This window comes from Micromonospora chokoriensis (assembly GCF_900091505.1).
Taxonomy (GTDB): Bacteria; Actinomycetota; Actinomycetes; order Mycobacteriales; family Micromonosporaceae; genus Micromonospora; species Micromonospora chokoriensis.
The window spans coordinates 5,948,687-5,963,610 of record NZ_LT607409.1 but is presented as its reverse complement, the minus strand read 5'-3'; the positions used below and the strand labels follow the sequence as shown (position 1 = coordinate 5,963,610).

Sequence of the window (14,924 nt, the reverse complement as noted above, 5' to 3'; positions counted from 1 at the left end):
GGCCGGGCCGGTCAGTTCGCCAGGCCGGAGGAGCGCCAGGTGACCTCGGCGATGCGGCCCTGGCCGGTGGCGTTGGGGTGAAACCAGTCCAGGGGGTTGAGCAGGTCCAGAGTGAACCGGACCTTGTGTACCGCGCCGCCGTCGTGTCGGCAGCGTGAGCCGTACGCCCGGCAGGCCGCCACCAACTCGGTGTTGTACGCCTGGATCCGCTCCCGCACGGCGGCCCGGCGAGCCCGGTCGGCCGGGGCCGTCGAGGTCGCCTCGGCCAGCAGGGACGGGCAGATGCCCCGTCGCCACGCGCGAACCGCCCGGGAGTCGCCGTGCCCGACCTCCCAGAGCCGGTACAGGTCGGGGATGCTCACCACCAGCACCCGGGCCTTCGGGCGGCCGGTCTTCAGCACCCGTAGGCCCCGGTCGACGTCGGCCCGGAACTCGGCGACCGGCGTCATCGCGTCCACCCCGCCCCGGCAGACGTCGTTGGCCCCGATCAGCACCGTGACGTAGTCGGGGCGGTCGCGTACCGCCGCCTGGGCCTGGCCTTCCAGCGCCTCCGCGCGGGCGCCGGGACGGGCATGGTTGTACGTCCGGTCGCGGATCGCCGAATTCTGCTCCAGCAGCCGTCGGTAGTGGCTCTGCACCCGCAGGCCGTCCCCGGTCGACCAGGAGTTGCGCTCGCACGACGTCAACACCAGGCAGGACGCGAAGCCGGTGGTGATCGAGTCGCCGAGCGCGGCGATGCCACCCGGCCCGCTCGACGGCGGGGCGCTCGTGGTGGGGCGGGGTGTCGCGGAGGTGCCGCCCTCGCAGGCCAGCGCCACCAGCGCCGCGGTACAGGCCAGGGCGGCGACCCAGCGTCGAGGCATGACGTCTCCCGTTCCCGCAGCACAGAGCGACAGCGCGGTAACTCTATGCGTAGGACGGGGTTTGTCGCGAAGTTGCTGTCGGCTATGCGGCAGAGCGCCGACGCCCACGCCGTCGGGGTGCTATAAGCCCCGCCAGGGCGCCCGCTGGCCGTGCAGCCACCAGTGCAACGCCCGGGTGATCCGGGGCAGCACCAGGTACGTCATCAGCGGGGTCAGGCAGAGCGTCATCAGCAGCACCCGCGCCGCCAACGGCACCGTGCCGAGGAAGTGACTCGTCAGCAGTGTGGCGCTGAGGCTCAGCGGGAAGAACGCCAGCCAGATGGTCACCGCCTGCTTCCACCTCGGCGGCGACGTCGGGGCGACCGGCGCGACCAGGTCCACCGAGTGCTCCGACGGCGGGTCGAACCACCCCTCGATACCGGTACGCCGCTCGACCCGGGTGTGCTCGACGATGCCCTGCGCCGAGCTGAGCCACCAGTGCCGCTGCGGGGACTCCTCCCACCGGCGCAGCGTCTCGGCGTCGGCGAAGCGGTAGAGCATGTGCCACTCCGGCGAACCCGGGCCGCTCTGCACCCAACCGGCGCCGAGGAACCCGGGAAACGCCTCGGCCAGCGCGGTGCCGGCCCGCATCCAGGCCACCATCTCGCTGGACCGGCCCGGGTCGACACGACGGGCGATGGCGACGGTCACCGGCACGGCGAGGGTCATTGACATGCGCCCATCCTGCGGTCGGCAAGGCCGTGGGCGCGAACGGATGTAATCGAGCACACCAGGCCGCCCGGGGGTGGGAGCGCGCCCCGCCGGTTAACCCGGCCGATCGGGGGTAGGTGCGGGGGTATGACGAGATCGCAGCCCCGGCGCGCCCGTGGCACGGTCGGCCACGCCTACAGCGCGTTGAACCTCCGGCTCACCCTCGCCGGCTTCGGGCTGGTGATCATGGTGGTCTTCGCGGTGTTGGCGTTCTGGGCCGGCATCGCCTGGCTCGGCGTGGTCTGTGCGATCTTCGCTGTGGTCGCCGTGGTCGACCTGGTCGTGATCCAGCGCCGCCGCGCCGCCCGCCGCCGCGAGGAGCCGGGCGTACGCCACTCGTTGTTCGAGTGACAGGAGGACGAGATGCCCCACATCGCCACCACCAACCCCGCCACCGGACAGGTGCTCAAGACCTACGAGGCGATGTCCACCGAGCAGCTCGACGGTGCCATCGAGCGCACCCACCTCGCGTACCAGCAGTTGCGGGCGACGACGGTCGACCAGCGCGCCCGGTGGATGAACGCCGCCGCGGACCTGCTCGACGCCGAGCGCGACGAGATCGCCCGGATCATGACCACCGAGATGGGCAAGACGTACGCCTCCGCGCAGGCCGAGGTGACCAAGTGCGCCACGGCCGCCCGCTTCTACGCCGACCAGGCCCCCGCGTTCCTCGCCGACGAGCCGGCCGACTCCGCCGCCGTCAAGGCGACCCGGGCGTTCATCCGCTACCAGCCGATCGGTGTGGTGCTCGCGGTGATGCCGTGGAACTTCCCGCTCTGGCAGGTGATGCGGTTCGCGGCGCCGGCGCTGATGGCCGGCAACACCGGCCTGCTCAAGCACGCCTCGAACGTGCCGCAGACCGCCCTGCTGTTGGAGGACGTGTTCCGGCGGGCCGGGTTCCCCGAGGGGGCCTTCACCACGGTGCTGGTCGGCTCGGACGCCGTCGACCGGATCCTCAGCGACCCCCGGGTGCGCGCCGCCACGCTCACCGGCAGCGAACCGGCCGGTCGGTCCATCGCGCAGATCGCCGGCCGGGAGCTGAAGAAGACAGTCCTGGAACTCGGCGGCAGCGACCCGTTCGTGGTGATGCCCTCGGCCGACGTGGACCGGGCCGCCGAGGTGGCCACCACCGCCCGCTGCCAGAACAACGGCCAGTCCTGCATCGCCGCGAAACGGTTCATCGTGCACACCGACGTGTTCGACGCCTTCGCGGAGAAGTTCGCCGCGAACATGGCCGCCCTGCGCGTCGGTGACCCGATGGACGCGGACACCGACGTCGGCCCGCTGGCCAGCGAGCGGGGCCGTGACGAGGTGCACGCCCAGGTCCGCGACGCGGTCGACAAGGGCGCGACGGTGCTCTGCGGCGGCGAGCTGCCCGGCGGCGACGGCTGGTTCTACCCGCCGACGGTGGTCACCGACCTGACCCCGCAGATGCGGATGTGGTCCGAGGAGGTCTTCGGCCCGGTCGCCGGGCTGTTCCGGGTCTCGTCCTACGAGGAGGCGATCGAGGTCGCCAACGGCACCAGCTTCGGGCTCGGCTCGAACGCCTGGACCCGAGACCCGGACGAGCAGGAACGCTTCGCCACCGACCTGGACGCCGGGAACGTCTTCGTCAACGGCATGACCACGTCCTACCCGGAGCTGCCCTTCGGTGGGGTGAAGAACTCCGGTTACGGGCGGGAGTTGTCCGCGCTCGGGATGCGGGAGTTCTGCAACACCAAGACGGTCTGGGTGGGCGAGGGCGTCGCCTCGGCCGGTGCGGGGGCACACGCCGAATAGCGCACGCATCAGGCGACGCCGACGTGGGTAGGAAGTGCGCCCATGACGACGTTCGGATTCCACGCCTCACACGAGCAGATCGGTCCGCGCGCCCTCCTGGAGGCGGTGATGCACGCCGAGCGGGCCGGCTTCGACGCCGCCATGTGCTCGGACCACTTCTCCCCGTGGAGCGCCCGGCAGGGCGAATCCGGCTTCGCCTGGTCCTGGCTGGGCTCCGCGTTGCAGGCCACCGGCCTGCCGTTCGGGGTGGTCAACGCACCCGGCCAGCGGTACCACCCGGCGATCATCGCGCAGGCCATCGGCACCCTCGGCGCCATGTACCCGGGCCGCTTCTGGGCGGCGCTCGGCACCGGCGAAGCCAGCAACGAGCACATCACCGGCGACCCGTGGCCGCGTAAGGACATCCGCGCCGCCCGGCTGCGGGAGTGCGTGGACGTTATCCGTGCGCTCCTGGCCGGCGAGGAGGTCAGCCACGACGGCCTGGTCCGGGTGGACCGGGCCCGGCTGTGGACCCGCCCGGAGCAGCCGCCCGCGCTGGTCGGCGCCGCCGTCAGCGTGGCCACCGCCCGCTGGTGCGCCGAGTGGGCGGACGGGCTGATCACCGTGAACGCGCCGGTGGCGCACCTGCGCGAGATGATCGACGCGTACCGGGACGCCGGTGGGGAAGGGCCGCTGCACCTCCAGGTGCACGTCTCCTGGGCACCCGACCAGGCGCAGGCCGAGGCCATCGCGTACGACCAGTGGCGCAGCAACGTCTTCGCCCCACCGGTCTGCTGGGACCTGGAGACCGCCGAGCACTTCGACGTGGTCTCCGCCGACGTTCCCGCCCACCGGGTCGCCGAGGTGGTCAACGTGTCCGCCGACCTCGGCCGGCACGTCGGCTGGCTGGAGGAGTACCTGGAACTCGGCTTCGACCAGATCGCCCTGCACCACGTCGGGCAGGAGCAGCGCGGGTTCATCGACGCGTTCGGGGCCGAGGTGCTGCCGAAGCTGCGCCCGGCTGGCTGATCGGGGCCGCAACCCGTCGCACCCCTAGGCTCGTACCCCATGGAAAGCCTGTTTCCGGTCGTCGTCTTCCTGGCGATCGCCACCCTGGGCGCCGCGCTGGCCCGCCGGCTCGGCCTGCTCGCGCCGATCGTGCTGGTCGTGCTCGGCCTGGCGCTCTCGTACCTGCCGGGCTTCCCACGGGTGCACCTCGACCCCGAGTTGGTGCTGATCGGCATCCTGCCGCCGCTGCTCTACGTGGCCGCGCTGGAGACGTCGGTGCCGGCGTTCAAGAACAACATCCGGCCGATCCTGCTGCTCGCGGTCGGCCTGGTGCTGTTCACGGCGTTCGTGGTCGGGTTGGTGCTGCACCTGCTGCTGCCGCAGTTGCCGTTCGCGATCTGCCTGGCCCTCGGAGCGGTGGTCGCCCCGCCGGACGCGGTGGCCGCCACGGCGGTGGCCCGGCGGGTCGGCCTGCCCCGCCGGGTCGTCACCATCCTGGAGGGGGAGAGCCTGGTCAACGACGCCACGGCGCTGGTGCTGCTGCGGGTCGCGACGATGGCCACCGTCGGCTCGACGGTCGGCACCGCCGACGTCGCCGTCGAGGTGCTGCGGGCCACCGGCGGCGGCATCCTGATCGGTGCGCTCGGGGCGGTGGTCTTCGGGTTCCTGCACCGGCGGATCACCGACCCGCTGCTGGACAACGCCCTGTCACTGATCATCCCGTTCGCCGTGGTGTTCACCGCCGAGCACCTGCACGCCTCCGGGGTGGTCGCGGTCGTCGTCACCGGCCTGGTGCTCGGCCACAAGCTGCCCCAGTTGCTGTCGGCGGCGTCCCGGTTGCAGACCGGCGCGTTCTGGCGGCTGGTCCGCTTCCTGCTGGAGGGCCTGGTCTTCCTGCTGGTCGGACTCCAACTGCGGGACGTGCTGCGCGACCTCGACGAGCCGATCGGCTCGCTCGCCCTCATCACGGTCGCGGTGCTCGCCGCCGTCTTCCTCACCCGGTTCGTCTGGCTCTTCCCGGCCACCTACCTGGCCCGGTTGGTGCCCCGGGTCCGTCGCCGCGACCCCAGGCCGTCGCCGAAGTTCCCGATCATCATCGGCTGGGCCGGGATGCGCGGCGTGGTGACCCTGGCCGCCGCTCTCGCGTTGCCGCTGACCCTCGCCGACGACGAGCCGTACCCCCGGGCGTTGTTCATCTGGTTGGCCTTCGCGGTGATCGTCTTCACACTCGTCGGCCAGGGCGCCACGCTACCGTTGGTCGCGCGTCGGTTGCGACTGCCACCGGACGACCCGGTGCAGGACGCGCTGTCCGCTGCCGGTGTCCAGCAGCAGGCCGGCCGGGCCGCCCAGGAACGCCTCGACGCGCTGGCCGACAGCGCCCCGGACGCGGTGGTGGACCGGCTGCGTCGAGCGGTGGAGGACCGCACCAACATGGCGTGGGAACGGCTCGGCGGCACCGACCGGGAGACCCCGTCGCAGGCGTACGGTCGGCTGCGGCAGGAGATGATCGACGCCGAGCGGGATGTGTTCCGGGCCGCCCGGGACTCCGGTCAGATTCCTGAGGAGGTGCTGGTGCGGGCCTATCGTGACCTGGACCTGGAAGAGTCGTTGCTGCGGGAGGTCGAGAAGTGAGTTGTGAGCACCTGACCGAGGCGGGTGCCGTCGAGGCGCGTACCCCCGACGAGTGCGCGGACTGCGTCGCCGCCGGCGACACCTACTGGGTGCACCTGCGTACCTGCCTGAGTTGCGGGCAGGTCGGCTGCTGCGACTCGTCGCCCAACCAGCACGCGAGCAAGCACTTCGCGTCCACCGGGCACCCGGTGATCCGCTCGGCGCAGCCCGGCGAGGCGTGGCGTTGGTGCTACGTCGACGAGGAGATCGGCTGACCGTCGGCCCAAGGCGGTTCGGCGCGGTGCGCCAGGGCCTGTCGGGTCAGCGGTGGCACGGCCACACCGGTGACCGCGAGCAGCCCGGCCAGGGCCAGCCAACCGATCGGGCCTCCGTCGAGGATCAGCCAGGTCAGCACTGCCGGCCCGGCCGCGCGGGCCAGCCCGGCGAGCAGTGCGTCGACCCCCTGGTAGGCACCGATGGCGTCCGGGGCGGCGAGGTCGTAGGCCAGCGCCGCCCCGGCACCGCTGTGCCACAGGTCGCCCACGGTGTACACCACCGTCGCGAGCAGGAGCAGGCCGACCGCCACCGCGGTGGGCGCGACAGCGGTCGCGGCCCAGAGCAGCATCCCGGCCGCGAGCACCAGGCCGGCCCGCCGCATCGTCGCCGCCGCCGGCACCGCGTGCCGGGTGCTCCCGCTGAGCCGTACCGCGAAGAGCACGGTGAGCAGCGTGTTGACCAGCAGCACGGCGGCGACCGTCACCGGGGGCGCGTCGGTGCGGGTCACCACCCACAGCGGCAGGATCAGCGTCAGTGCGACCCCGTGCAGGGAGAGCACCGCCGAAGCGCCGGCCACCGCGAGGAAACGCCCGTCGCGCAACGCGCGGCCCGGTCGCGGACGGACCGGCCGCCGGACCGGCGGATACGACGGCAGTCGCATGATCAGCGCCGCCGACACCAGGTAGGTCGCGACGTTGCCGAGCACCAGCAGCCGGTACGCCCACCCGGTGTCCGCCACCAGCGCGAACGCGGCCAGCCCCGCGCCGAGCGTGACACCCAGGTTCGCCACCGCGCGCAATGTGGCGAAGGCGTGCACCCGGCCCTCCGGCCCGCCGACCGCGGCGACCAGCGCGGCACGGACCGCCAGGTTGCCGGAGACCAGCAGCGCGTCCACAGTGGCCACCAGCAGGAACGTCGGAAACGAGCCGACCAACAGGTACGCGGCGGCGACAGCGGCCTGCGCCAGTTGGAGGATCGCACGCAACGCTCGCGGATCATGCCGGTCGGCGAGCCCACCGAGCGGCACACTGGCGGTGAGCCCGACCAGGCCGGCGACGGTGAGCCCCAGCCCCACCTCCGTCGGCGTCAGCCCCACGGAGCGGGTCAGGTAGAGCGCCGCAGCGGTCACCCACAACCCCGTGCCGACAGTGTTGGCCAGGGTGGCCAGCGACAGCGTGCGCAGCCGACCGGGCGGCGGCAGCGGCGACAACGACCGCCAGCGGCCGCGAAAGCCTGCCCGCGTGCCCATCCATCGACCCTAGAGCCGCTGCCCGCACACCGACGCCCCGCAGAGTGCGGCCCCCGTCACAGTCCGTGTCCAGGTCGTCTACTGATCTCCGGTCGGGCCGAGCCCCACGGACCACCTCGCCTCGCGCCGCCGCCGCCCGTCGTTCAGCCGATGCAGTGTCTGCAAGGACCCCGACCGCGCCTATCACCCGGCGTCCTGATCGGTGGCGGCCGTCCTAGCCGGCCGTATGAACGGAACCGATGAACCAGGCACCTGACTCGGCCTCGACTGGCTCGGCGACCCAGGGCTGCACGATGACGGCGATGTCCGAGGTCACCGGCCACACGTCCACAAACCACCCCTGTGGTGTGACGTCGACGTGTGCGCGCAGTGGTTCAACGGCATCCGGTGGCAGAACCCACGAACTCTCCAGGGAGCCGTCCGCGCCGAATTTCTCGACGAGGTTCACGATCGACACGGTGCCAGCCTAGGCGCGGACGCCCTGCCTCCTGACCGTTTGGACGCGTACGGGGACGTCACGTCCGCCGGTGGTACCGGTTGCGGCGGGGAATTCGGTCGGGGTCGAGCCAGGCAGGCGGGACGAACTCCGGGTGGCCGTCGCCGCCGAGCCGAACCGTCCAATCGCCACGGTGGAGATGTCGGTGATGGTGGGCACAGAGGAGCACCGAGTTGGCCAGGCTGGTGCTGCCACCGTCGGCCCAGTGGCGGATGTGGTGGGCGTCGCACCAGCGGGGCGGGCGGTCACAGCCCGGGAAGGCGCAGCCGCGGTCGCGCAGGACCAGGGCGCGTCGCAGAGGGCCGGTGACCAGTCTGCGTTGCCTGCCCACGTCGAGCGTCTGGCCGCTGCCGCCGAGGACGGCCGGCAGGATCGCCGCGTCGCAGGCGAGACGGCGTACCGTCTCCGGGGTCACGCGTGGCCCGGTGTCGAGAGCGCCGGCGTCGAGTTGCCGGGTCAACACGTCGAAGCTGGTGGTGACGACGACCTGGGCGGGCTCGCCGCCATTCTCAGGTAGCTCACCGGTGCGCAGGGCGAGTCGGCAGAGGTCGGCGAGCGCGTCGTGACGGCGTTGCCCGGGACAACGCGGATCGTGCGGACCGGACGGCGCGGTCAGTGGGTCGAGCGCCGCGCGCAGCAGCCCGGCCGCCTCCGCATCCAGGCTGCCGGACAGCCGTATCCGGCCGTCGCGTAGCTCGGACAGCGTGACGTGACGGTCCCGGTCGGCTCGACGCGCCTCGGCGTCCAACGCCGCCCGCGCCGCGGCGTCGGCGACCTCCGGGGCGACATGGTCGAGGACGTGGGTGCCCAGCTTGCGCAGCAGCGTCGGCTCGAACTGCCCGGCCCACTCGACGAGCACGCCGACCGCCTTCTCGGCCGCTTCGGCGCCTGCGGTCGTGTGCACCGTGCGGACCGTGTCGCCAATGACCCGGGCCTGCTCCACGGTGATGGCACCGCTGGCCAGAGCAGCACGCACGCCGGACGCTCCGGCGTCCAGCGCACCAGCGAGATCGACCAGCCGGCGGGCGGCGGGGATGCTCAGCCGCAACCGGTCTCGCAACCACACCGCCGTCGACGACGCGCCCTGCGTCCGGGCCGTGCCACGACCGTCCAGCTCGCGCACCAGGGCCAGCTGCACAGCCGCCAGGCGCTGCGCGAGCCGGTGCGTGGCGTCGAGTGCCGCGACCAGGCCCTGCTCTGGAAGAGCCCACGCCGAGGCGTCGAGGCAGTCGGCGACGGCCGCCTCCGCCTGCGCCAACCCCTCCACCATGGATCGAGACTAGAACAGGTGTACGACAGTTTTGGTCGCGATCGCAGCGCGCTGCTCGGCAATGTCGAAGGCGGTTCTCGGCCCAGCCCTACCCGCGCTGGTCGAAGAGCCGGCCTGGAGGTCAGCTGCAGGGACCGAGCACCGCACGAGCCCGCCTCAGTGGGCCACGTGGCCGGCGAGGCGTTCGGTGGCGAGGCAGGAGATGAGGCAGCGTTCCTTGGCGTCGCCGCTCAGTCGGGCGGTCCAGTCGGTGAGGCCGCCGTCGCCGATCTCCAGCTCGCCGTCGAGGAGGCTGATCCGTACGGCGCAACCGGTGTAGTAGCCGCGACCGCGGGTGCGCTCCGGCTCGTCCACGAGCGGCACCGCACCCTCGTCGAGCGCCGGTCGGACGGTGTCCGCCAGCCGTTCCCGGACGGCGACGTCGTCGTCGAGGGTCGTGACGTGCAGCTGAGGCGCGGCCGCCGGCGCCAGCTCGGCGAGGACCGTCTGCCAGTAGGTGAGGTGCCGGACCAGCAGGCGGGCCTGGGTGCTGCCCGAGCCGGTGTCCCGGGCGCTGGACACCAGGGCGAAGAGCCGGAAGTGCGACGACGCGCCGTTACCGAAATCCTGCGCCCGCAGTACGCGATGGGCGGCGGCCAGGTGCACCTCGTCCTGTCGACGGCGACGCACGGCTGCCTCGATCGCGAGGGCGTTGGTGGGGTCGCTCAGCACCTCGCTGGCCCGCATCGTGGTGACGATCCTGTTCTGGCTGCCCGACGCGACCGCCGAGCAGGCGCCCACCGGCACGACCGGAGACAACTCCACCCCGAAGACGTCGGCGGGCAGTAGGTGCCACATCCGGGCCTCCACCCGAGCGAGTACGCGCGGATCCGCGCTGGCCGGGCGGACGAACCGGTCCTCGCGCCAACGGCGTACCACCTCGGACGGACGCACCGTCGCCGCCCGGTCGCGGGCCACGCCCAACAGCAGGCTGCGCAGATCCGCGCCGGACAGCCCGGCCAGTGCGGCCCGCGTTCCCGCCGGCATCGCCGCCCACACACGACGTTCCGCCGCGGTCAGATCACCGTCGTCCATGGCCCCCACCATGGCCCACCCGGAGCGACGGTTCCACCGGGTTTGGCGCGCACGGTTGGTGAATCGTCTACGACATCAACTCGAAAGCACCCGGCACGAACTGCATGGTCGGCCCGCAGCCCGCAGCCCGCAGCCCGCAGCCCGCAGCCCGCAGCCCGCAGCCCGCGCGGGGAGCGCGGGAGTCGATTGCTATTTATGCTCCGCCCGGAGCTGCGCCATGACGGGGGTCAGCAATGATCAATGCGGTCTTCTTCGATGTCGGTGGAACGATTCTGGACGAATCCCGCGAGTTCGCGACATGGGCGGACTGGCTCGGCGTTCCACGGCACACGTTCTCGGCGGTCTTCGGTGCGGTGATCGCCCGAGGGCTGGACTACCAGGAGACGTTCCGAACCTTCCGCCCCGACTTCGATCTCGCGGCCGAGCTCGATCGTCGGGCGACCGCCGGTCAGCCGGAGACGTTCGGCGCGGAGGACCTCTATCCGGACGCGCGAGGGTGCCTGACCGCGTTGCGGGACCAGGGTCTGTTGGTGGGCCTGGCCGGTAACCAGCCGGCCCACGCCGAGGCGACCCTGCGCGCTCTCGATCTTTCCGTGGACGTGATCGGCACGTCGCACGGTTGGGGTGTGGCGAAGCCGTCGGCCGGCTTCTTCGAGCGGGTCCTCGCCGAGGGTGGCGGCGACGCGTCGTCGATCCTGTACGTCGGCGACCGGCCCGACAACGACGCACGTCCGGCCCTGGCGGCCGGGATGAAGGCCTGCCTGATCCGGCGCTCGCCGTGGGGGCACATCCTGGACCTCCCGGCCGTGGCTGAGCAGTGCCTGTTCCGCATCGACACGCTCGACGACCTGCCGGGTCTGGTCGCCGAGCACAACGCGGCACGCGGCTAAGGCCTGTTGCATAAGGGCGGTCGAGCCGAGGCGGAGCCCTGGGTGGCCGCCCCGGGGGAAGGGCGGCCACCCAGGAAGACGTCAGCTCAGCGAGCAGGCCGCCCCGTTGACGGTCACCAGGCCGGGGCTCGGGTTGGCGCCCCCGGTGGTCGTCGCGTTGAAGCCGAACATCACTGAGCCACCCGGTGCGATCTTGGCGTTGTGCGACTCGTTGCGCGCGGTCACCGTCGCGCCGGACTGGGTGACCTTTGCCAGCCACGCCTCGCGCACGCGCTGGTCGCCGGTGAACGCGAACCGCACGTTCCACCCGTTGATCGCCGTGGCACCGGTGTTGCGGACGGTCAGCTGGGCGGTGAACCCGGTGCCGCCGTGCCAGGCGCCGTAGTTGGTGTAGGCCACCGAGCAGGTGGTGGCCGGCACCGCGCCGGAGTCACCCTGGTCGGCCAGGAACGAGGAGATCCAGGTCAGCGCCGAGTTCCAGTTGATCGCGACCTCGTTCGTCGAGTACGAGTTGATGTCGTCGACGTAGCAGAACATCGGCTTGCAGCCGGCCAGCAACTTCGCCACGAACGGATCCTGGAGGGCCGCGTTCGGGCCACCGGCGATCGAGCCGGCCGGCGGCCGGGGCATGCTCGGGTCGAGCTGGTGGCCGAAGATGCGACTGTGCTGGTTCTGCGCGGCGTGCTCGCCCCAACCGGTGACGTAGGAGATGTTCAGCGCGTTGCGACCCAGGATGTAGTCCATCGCCTGCACGGCACCGTCGCGGTAGACCGGGTTGCGGGTCAGGTCGAAGGCGGTGGCCAGCACCACGGCGTTGTTGATGACATTGCCGTTGCCACCCCAGAAGTAGCTGTTGGCGTCACCGGGCATCGGCAGCCCGTACGCCTGCCGGCGCAGCTCGGCGAGGTAGGTGTCGGCGGCCGTGGTGACCGAGGCGCGGACCCGGGCCAGGTCGGCGGCGGGCAGACCGTTCGGCACGGTGGCCAGGTCGAGACGGCCCAACGCGGCGACGCTCTGCCAGCTGAAGCCCAGCGTGTCGAACACGTTCCCGGTGTGGTGCGGGGAGGCGGTCAGGTCGGCCAGGTAGGTCTGCGCCCCGGTGGTCAGGTACAGCTCGGCCGCCGCCCAGTAGAACTCGTCGGTGACGTTGCTGTCGTCGTACGCGCCGCCGCCGGTGCCGTCGGTCGGGCTGGCGTACACCGCGGGGTTGGCCTTGGCCGCGCTGTAGGCCGTCTTCGCCGCGGTGGCGCAACGGTTCGCGAACGCCGCGTCGTAGGGGGCGAACAGGCGCGCGCACTGGGCGGCGGTGGCGGCCATGTTGAGGGTGGCCGCGGTCGACGGCGGGTGCAGCTCGCGCGGCTGCGCGTCGTCCTGCGGGGCGAGCGGCAGGCCGGTCCAGTTCTGGTCGTGGATCTTGTGGTGGACCATCCCGGCGAGCGGCTTGCCGGCCGGCACCTGCATGCGCAGCAGGAACTCCAGCTCCCAGCGGGCCTCGTCGAGGATGTCCGGCACGCCGTTGCCGCGCTCGGGCACCCGCAGGGTGCTGTCGCCCAGCGCGGCGCCGCCGTCGGCGGTGGCCGCCGTCTTGGTCCGCTCGAAGGTGCTCAGCAGCTGGTAGGTGGCGATGCCCCCGTTGACCACGTACTTGCCGTGGTCGCCGGCGTCGTACCAGCCGCCGCGTACGTCCAGCGAGTAGTCGCAGACGCCCGGCTGGCAGGGCACGCTGGTGTCGCCCCGGTTGGGTGCGACGCCGAGGTGACCGGCGGGGCGCGCGTACTCGTCGCCGATCAGGTCACCGTCGATGGCGATGCCGCTGCGCTGGGCGTAGAAGAACTGCAACGAGTCGGAGCGCAGCTGGTCGTAGAGCGTGCCGGAGACGTCGAACGGGTGGCTGGTCTCGCCGTCCACGGTGAGCGTGAGCCCGCTGGCCGGGGTGCGGTAGCTGGAGAAGTCGACGGTGTGCACGTTCTGCCCGGAGGCGGCGTCGACACCGCGGGCGGTCGTGGTGCCGCTGGCCACGACGGCGCCAGCGGCGGAGCGCAGTTGCCAGGGCAGCGCCGTGGTGGCCTCGGTGACGACAGTGGCGTTCTTCGGACCGCCGGGCAGGTAGCCGACCTGGTTGACGCGGACCCGCGGCCCGGTGTCCGGCACGTACGGCTCGGGCGGCTCGCCGCCGCGCAGCGAGACGTCGTCCAGGCAGATGGTCTGCGCCTGCGCGGCACCACCGACCTGGAAGATCAGTTGGGCGTTGGGGTTGTCGTCCGGCACGGTGAAGGTCTGCTCGACCCGCTGGAGGGTGCCGGTCGCGGTGGCGTCGACGGCCGCGTACGTGGTGTAGGGGGCGCTACCGAGTTGCAGCACCGCCTTGACGGCCGCGCCGGGCGTGGCGGAGACGGAGAAGCCGAGGGTGTATTCGGCGCCCGCGATCAGCGGCACGCCGTCCTGGCCGATGCCGGCGTCCCACGGGTTGGCCAGGCCACCCGGGACGGTGGTGCAGAGCTGCCCGTCGGTGACCGCGAGCGCACCGGTGCCGAAGGAGAACCAGGGGCTCACTCCTTCGCTGAAGTCGCCGTTGTCGATCTGCTCGGGGGCGTCCGGTGGTGGGTCGGCGTGGGCCGCGCCGGCGCCCGCGCCGGTGAGGGCCAGAGTGGTCGCCGCTGCCAACAGGAGGCGGCGTCGGGATGACGTCACGGGGAGTCCTTCCGGGACGGAAACGGGACGGTGGTGGCGACAAGAAGCTGGGAGCGCTCCCAATATCGGCTCGATGTTTCCAGCGTCGGTAGACGATGTCAATTGATCCGATTGGATGGGTTGTGCTATCCGACATGGGCGCTCGGGCGCGGCGGCGCACGGACACGTGCGTCACCAAGACGTGAGATTGGCCGCGCCACGCGCCGTCGTCCTGATCTCCTAGAGACAACTGCGCCCTTCGCCTGGCAGGCTGCCTCCCATGACCCTGAAGCTGCGTTCCGTGGGAACGAGCGACCGTGGGCTGATCCGCAGCGGAAACCAGGACGCCCTGCACGCCGGCACCTGGCTCGTCGCCGTCGCCGACGGCATGGGCGGAATGGCCGCCGGCGACCTGGCCAGCGCCCTCACCATCGACGCCGTCGCCCCGCTGGACGTGGAGACACCCGAGGACGCCCTGGTCGCCGCGCTCGAAGGTGCCATCGCCCTGGCCACCTCCCGCATCCGGCAGGCGGTCGCCGAGGACCCCGAGCGTCAGGGCATGGGCACCACACTGACCGCCCTGCTCTTCGCCCGTACCGGCAGCTGCCTGGCCCTCGCCCACGTCGGTGACTCCCGGGCCTACCTGTTCCGCGACGGCGTGCTCAAGCAGGTCACCCGGGACGACACGTTCGTCCAGATGCTGGTCGACCAGGGCGTGATCACGCCGGACCAGGCCAGCAGCCACCCGCGGCGTGCCGTGGTCACCCAGGCGTTGCAGGGCGACGAGGTCTCCCCGTCGTACGCGACGATGGTGCCCAGGGCCGGCGACCGGTGGTTGCTGTGCAGCGACGGTCTCTCCAACGTCGTCCGTCCGGACACTCTCACCGAGGTGCTCACCGGTTACCCGGACCGGTCGGAGTGCGTCGGCAAGCTCATCGACCTGGCGTTGCACGCCGGCGCACCGGACAACGTCACGGTGGCGGTGGCCGACGTGTCGGAGGAGTAGGGC

Annotated in this window: 14 protein-coding genes; 7 read left to right on the top strand and 7 right to left on the bottom strand. The window is 72.0% G+C overall.

The window, feature by feature from the left end; genetic code table 11:
- Positions 1-11: 11 nt before the first annotated feature.
- Positions 12-863 (bottom strand): GDSL-type esterase/lipase family protein, encoded by an 852-nt coding sequence (locus GA0070612_RS27040; RefSeq protein ID WP_088990479.1) that lies wholly within the window; start codon positions 861-863, stop codon positions 12-14.
- A gap of 120 nt (positions 864-983) precedes the next feature.
- Positions 984-1,577, bottom strand: coding sequence for an antibiotic biosynthesis monooxygenase (locus GA0070612_RS27035; protein WP_088990478.1), 594 nt, complete (start codon positions 1,575-1,577; stop codon positions 984-986).
- Between the two features lie 123 nt (positions 1,578-1,700).
- Between GA0070612_RS27035 and GA0070612_RS27030 the strand changes: the two genes are divergently transcribed.
- From GA0070612_RS27030 to GA0070612_RS27010, 5 genes are read left to right on the top strand one after another with little or no spacing between them, the layout of a single operon-like run.
- Positions 1,701-1,964, top strand: a complete 264-nt coding sequence (locus GA0070612_RS27030) for a DUF6343 family protein (protein WP_088990477.1) — start codon at positions 1,701-1,703, stop codon at positions 1,962-1,964.
- 12 nt (positions 1,965-1,976) lie between these two features.
- Entirely contained in the window at positions 1,977-3,392 is a 1,416-nt protein-coding gene (locus GA0070612_RS27025) for an NADP-dependent succinic semialdehyde dehydrogenase (protein ID WP_088990476.1), read from the top strand.
- Positions 3,393-3,434: 42 nt separating this feature from the next.
- Entirely contained in the window at positions 3,435-4,400 is a 966-nt protein-coding gene (locus GA0070612_RS27020; RefSeq protein ID WP_088990475.1) for a TIGR03885 family FMN-dependent LLM class oxidoreductase, read from the top strand.
- Between the two features lie 39 nt (positions 4,401-4,439).
- The gene (locus GA0070612_RS27015; RefSeq protein ID WP_088990474.1) at positions 4,440-6,011 is read left to right on the top strand and encodes a Na+/H+ antiporter; all 1,572 of its coding nucleotides are present in this window, start codon (positions 4,440-4,442) and stop codon (positions 6,009-6,011) included.
- Positions 6,008-6,265 carry a UBP-type zinc finger domain-containing protein gene (locus GA0070612_RS27010; RefSeq protein WP_088990473.1) on the top strand — a complete coding sequence of 86 codons (258 nt, stop codon included), beginning with the start codon at positions 6,008-6,010 and terminating at the stop codon, positions 6,263-6,265. Before GA0070612_RS27015 ends, GA0070612_RS27010 begins: the two co-directional genes overlap by 4 nt.
- Here the strand turns inward: GA0070612_RS27010 and GA0070612_RS27005 are convergent.
- From GA0070612_RS27005 to GA0070612_RS26990, 4 genes are all read right to left on the bottom strand, one after another.
- Complete coding sequence (locus tag GA0070612_RS27005; RefSeq protein ID WP_088990472.1) at positions 6,241-7,515, bottom strand: MFS transporter; 1,275 nt, start codon at positions 7,513-7,515, stop codon at positions 6,241-6,243. The genes GA0070612_RS27010 and GA0070612_RS27005 overlap by 25 nt on opposite strands.
- Positions 7,516-7,729: 214 nt before the next feature.
- A complete protein-coding gene (locus GA0070612_RS27000; protein WP_088990471.1) occupies positions 7,730-7,972 on the bottom strand; it encodes a hypothetical protein in 243 nt (80 codons plus the stop codon).
- A gap of 58 nt (positions 7,973-8,030) precedes the next feature.
- Complete coding sequence (locus GA0070612_RS26995; RefSeq protein ID WP_088990470.1) at positions 8,031-9,281, bottom strand: HNH endonuclease signature motif containing protein; 1,251 nt, start codon at positions 9,279-9,281, stop codon at positions 8,031-8,033.
- 156 nt (positions 9,282-9,437) lie between these two features.
- Positions 9,438-10,355: a hypothetical protein gene (locus GA0070612_RS26990; RefSeq protein WP_088990469.1), complete on the bottom strand. Its 918-nt coding sequence runs from the start codon at positions 10,353-10,355 to the stop codon at positions 9,438-9,440.
- 233 nt (positions 10,356-10,588) lie between these two features.
- Here GA0070612_RS26990 and GA0070612_RS26985 point away from each other — a divergent pair, with 233 nt between their 5' ends.
- Positions 10,589-11,245, top strand: coding sequence for an HAD family hydrolase (locus GA0070612_RS26985; RefSeq protein ID WP_088990468.1), 657 nt, complete (start codon positions 10,589-10,591; stop codon positions 11,243-11,245).
- 81 nt (positions 11,246-11,326) lie between these two features.
- Here GA0070612_RS26985 and GA0070612_RS26980 read toward each other — a convergent pair whose 3' ends face one another.
- The gene (locus GA0070612_RS26980) at positions 11,327-13,936 is read right to left on the bottom strand and encodes a glycoside hydrolase family 9 protein (RefSeq protein WP_088990467.1); all 2,610 of its coding nucleotides are present in this window, start codon (positions 13,934-13,936) and stop codon (positions 11,327-11,329) included.
- A gap of 259 nt (positions 13,937-14,195) precedes the next feature.
- Here GA0070612_RS26980 and GA0070612_RS26975 point away from each other — a divergent pair, with 259 nt between their 5' ends.
- Complete coding sequence (locus GA0070612_RS26975) at positions 14,196-14,921, top strand: PP2C family protein-serine/threonine phosphatase (protein WP_088990466.1); 726 nt, start codon at positions 14,196-14,198, stop codon at positions 14,919-14,921.
- Positions 14,922-14,924 lie beyond the last annotated feature (3 nt).

Bases quoted from the DNA above. Each gene is read 5' to 3' on its own strand.
- GA0070612_RS27040 (WP_088990479.1), bottom strand. From the start codon at position 863: ATGCCTCGACGCTGGGTCGCCGCCCTGGCCTGTACCGCGGCGCTGGTG.
- GA0070612_RS27035 (WP_088990478.1), bottom strand. From the start codon at position 1,577: ATGTCAATGACCCTCGCCGTGCCGGTGACCGTCGCCATCGCCCGTCGT.
- GA0070612_RS27030 (WP_088990477.1), top strand. From the start codon at position 1,701: ATGACGAGATCGCAGCCCCGGCGCGCCCGTGGCACGGTCGGCCACGCC.
- GA0070612_RS27025 (WP_088990476.1), top strand. From the start codon at position 1,977: ATGCCCCACATCGCCACCACCAACCCCGCCACCGGACAGGTGCTCAAG.
- GA0070612_RS27020 (WP_088990475.1), top strand. From the start codon at position 3,435: ATGACGACGTTCGGATTCCACGCCTCACACGAGCAGATCGGTCCGCGC.
- GA0070612_RS27015 (WP_088990474.1), top strand. From the start codon at position 4,440: ATGGAAAGCCTGTTTCCGGTCGTCGTCTTCCTGGCGATCGCCACCCTG.
- GA0070612_RS27005 (WP_088990472.1), bottom strand. From the start codon at position 7,515: ATGGGCACGCGGGCAGGCTTTCGCGGCCGCTGGCGGTCGTTGTCGCCG.
- GA0070612_RS26995 (WP_088990470.1), bottom strand. From the start codon at position 9,281: ATGGTGGAGGGGTTGGCGCAGGCGGAGGCGGCCGTCGCCGACTGCCTC.
- GA0070612_RS26990 (WP_088990469.1), bottom strand. From the start codon at position 10,355: ATGGACGACGGTGATCTGACCGCGGCGGAACGTCGTGTGTGGGCGGCG.
- GA0070612_RS26985 (WP_088990468.1), top strand. From the start codon at position 10,589: ATGATCAATGCGGTCTTCTTCGATGTCGGTGGAACGATTCTGGACGAA.
- GA0070612_RS26975 (WP_088990466.1), top strand. From the start codon at position 14,196: ATGACCCTGAAGCTGCGTTCCGTGGGAACGAGCGACCGTGGGCTGATC.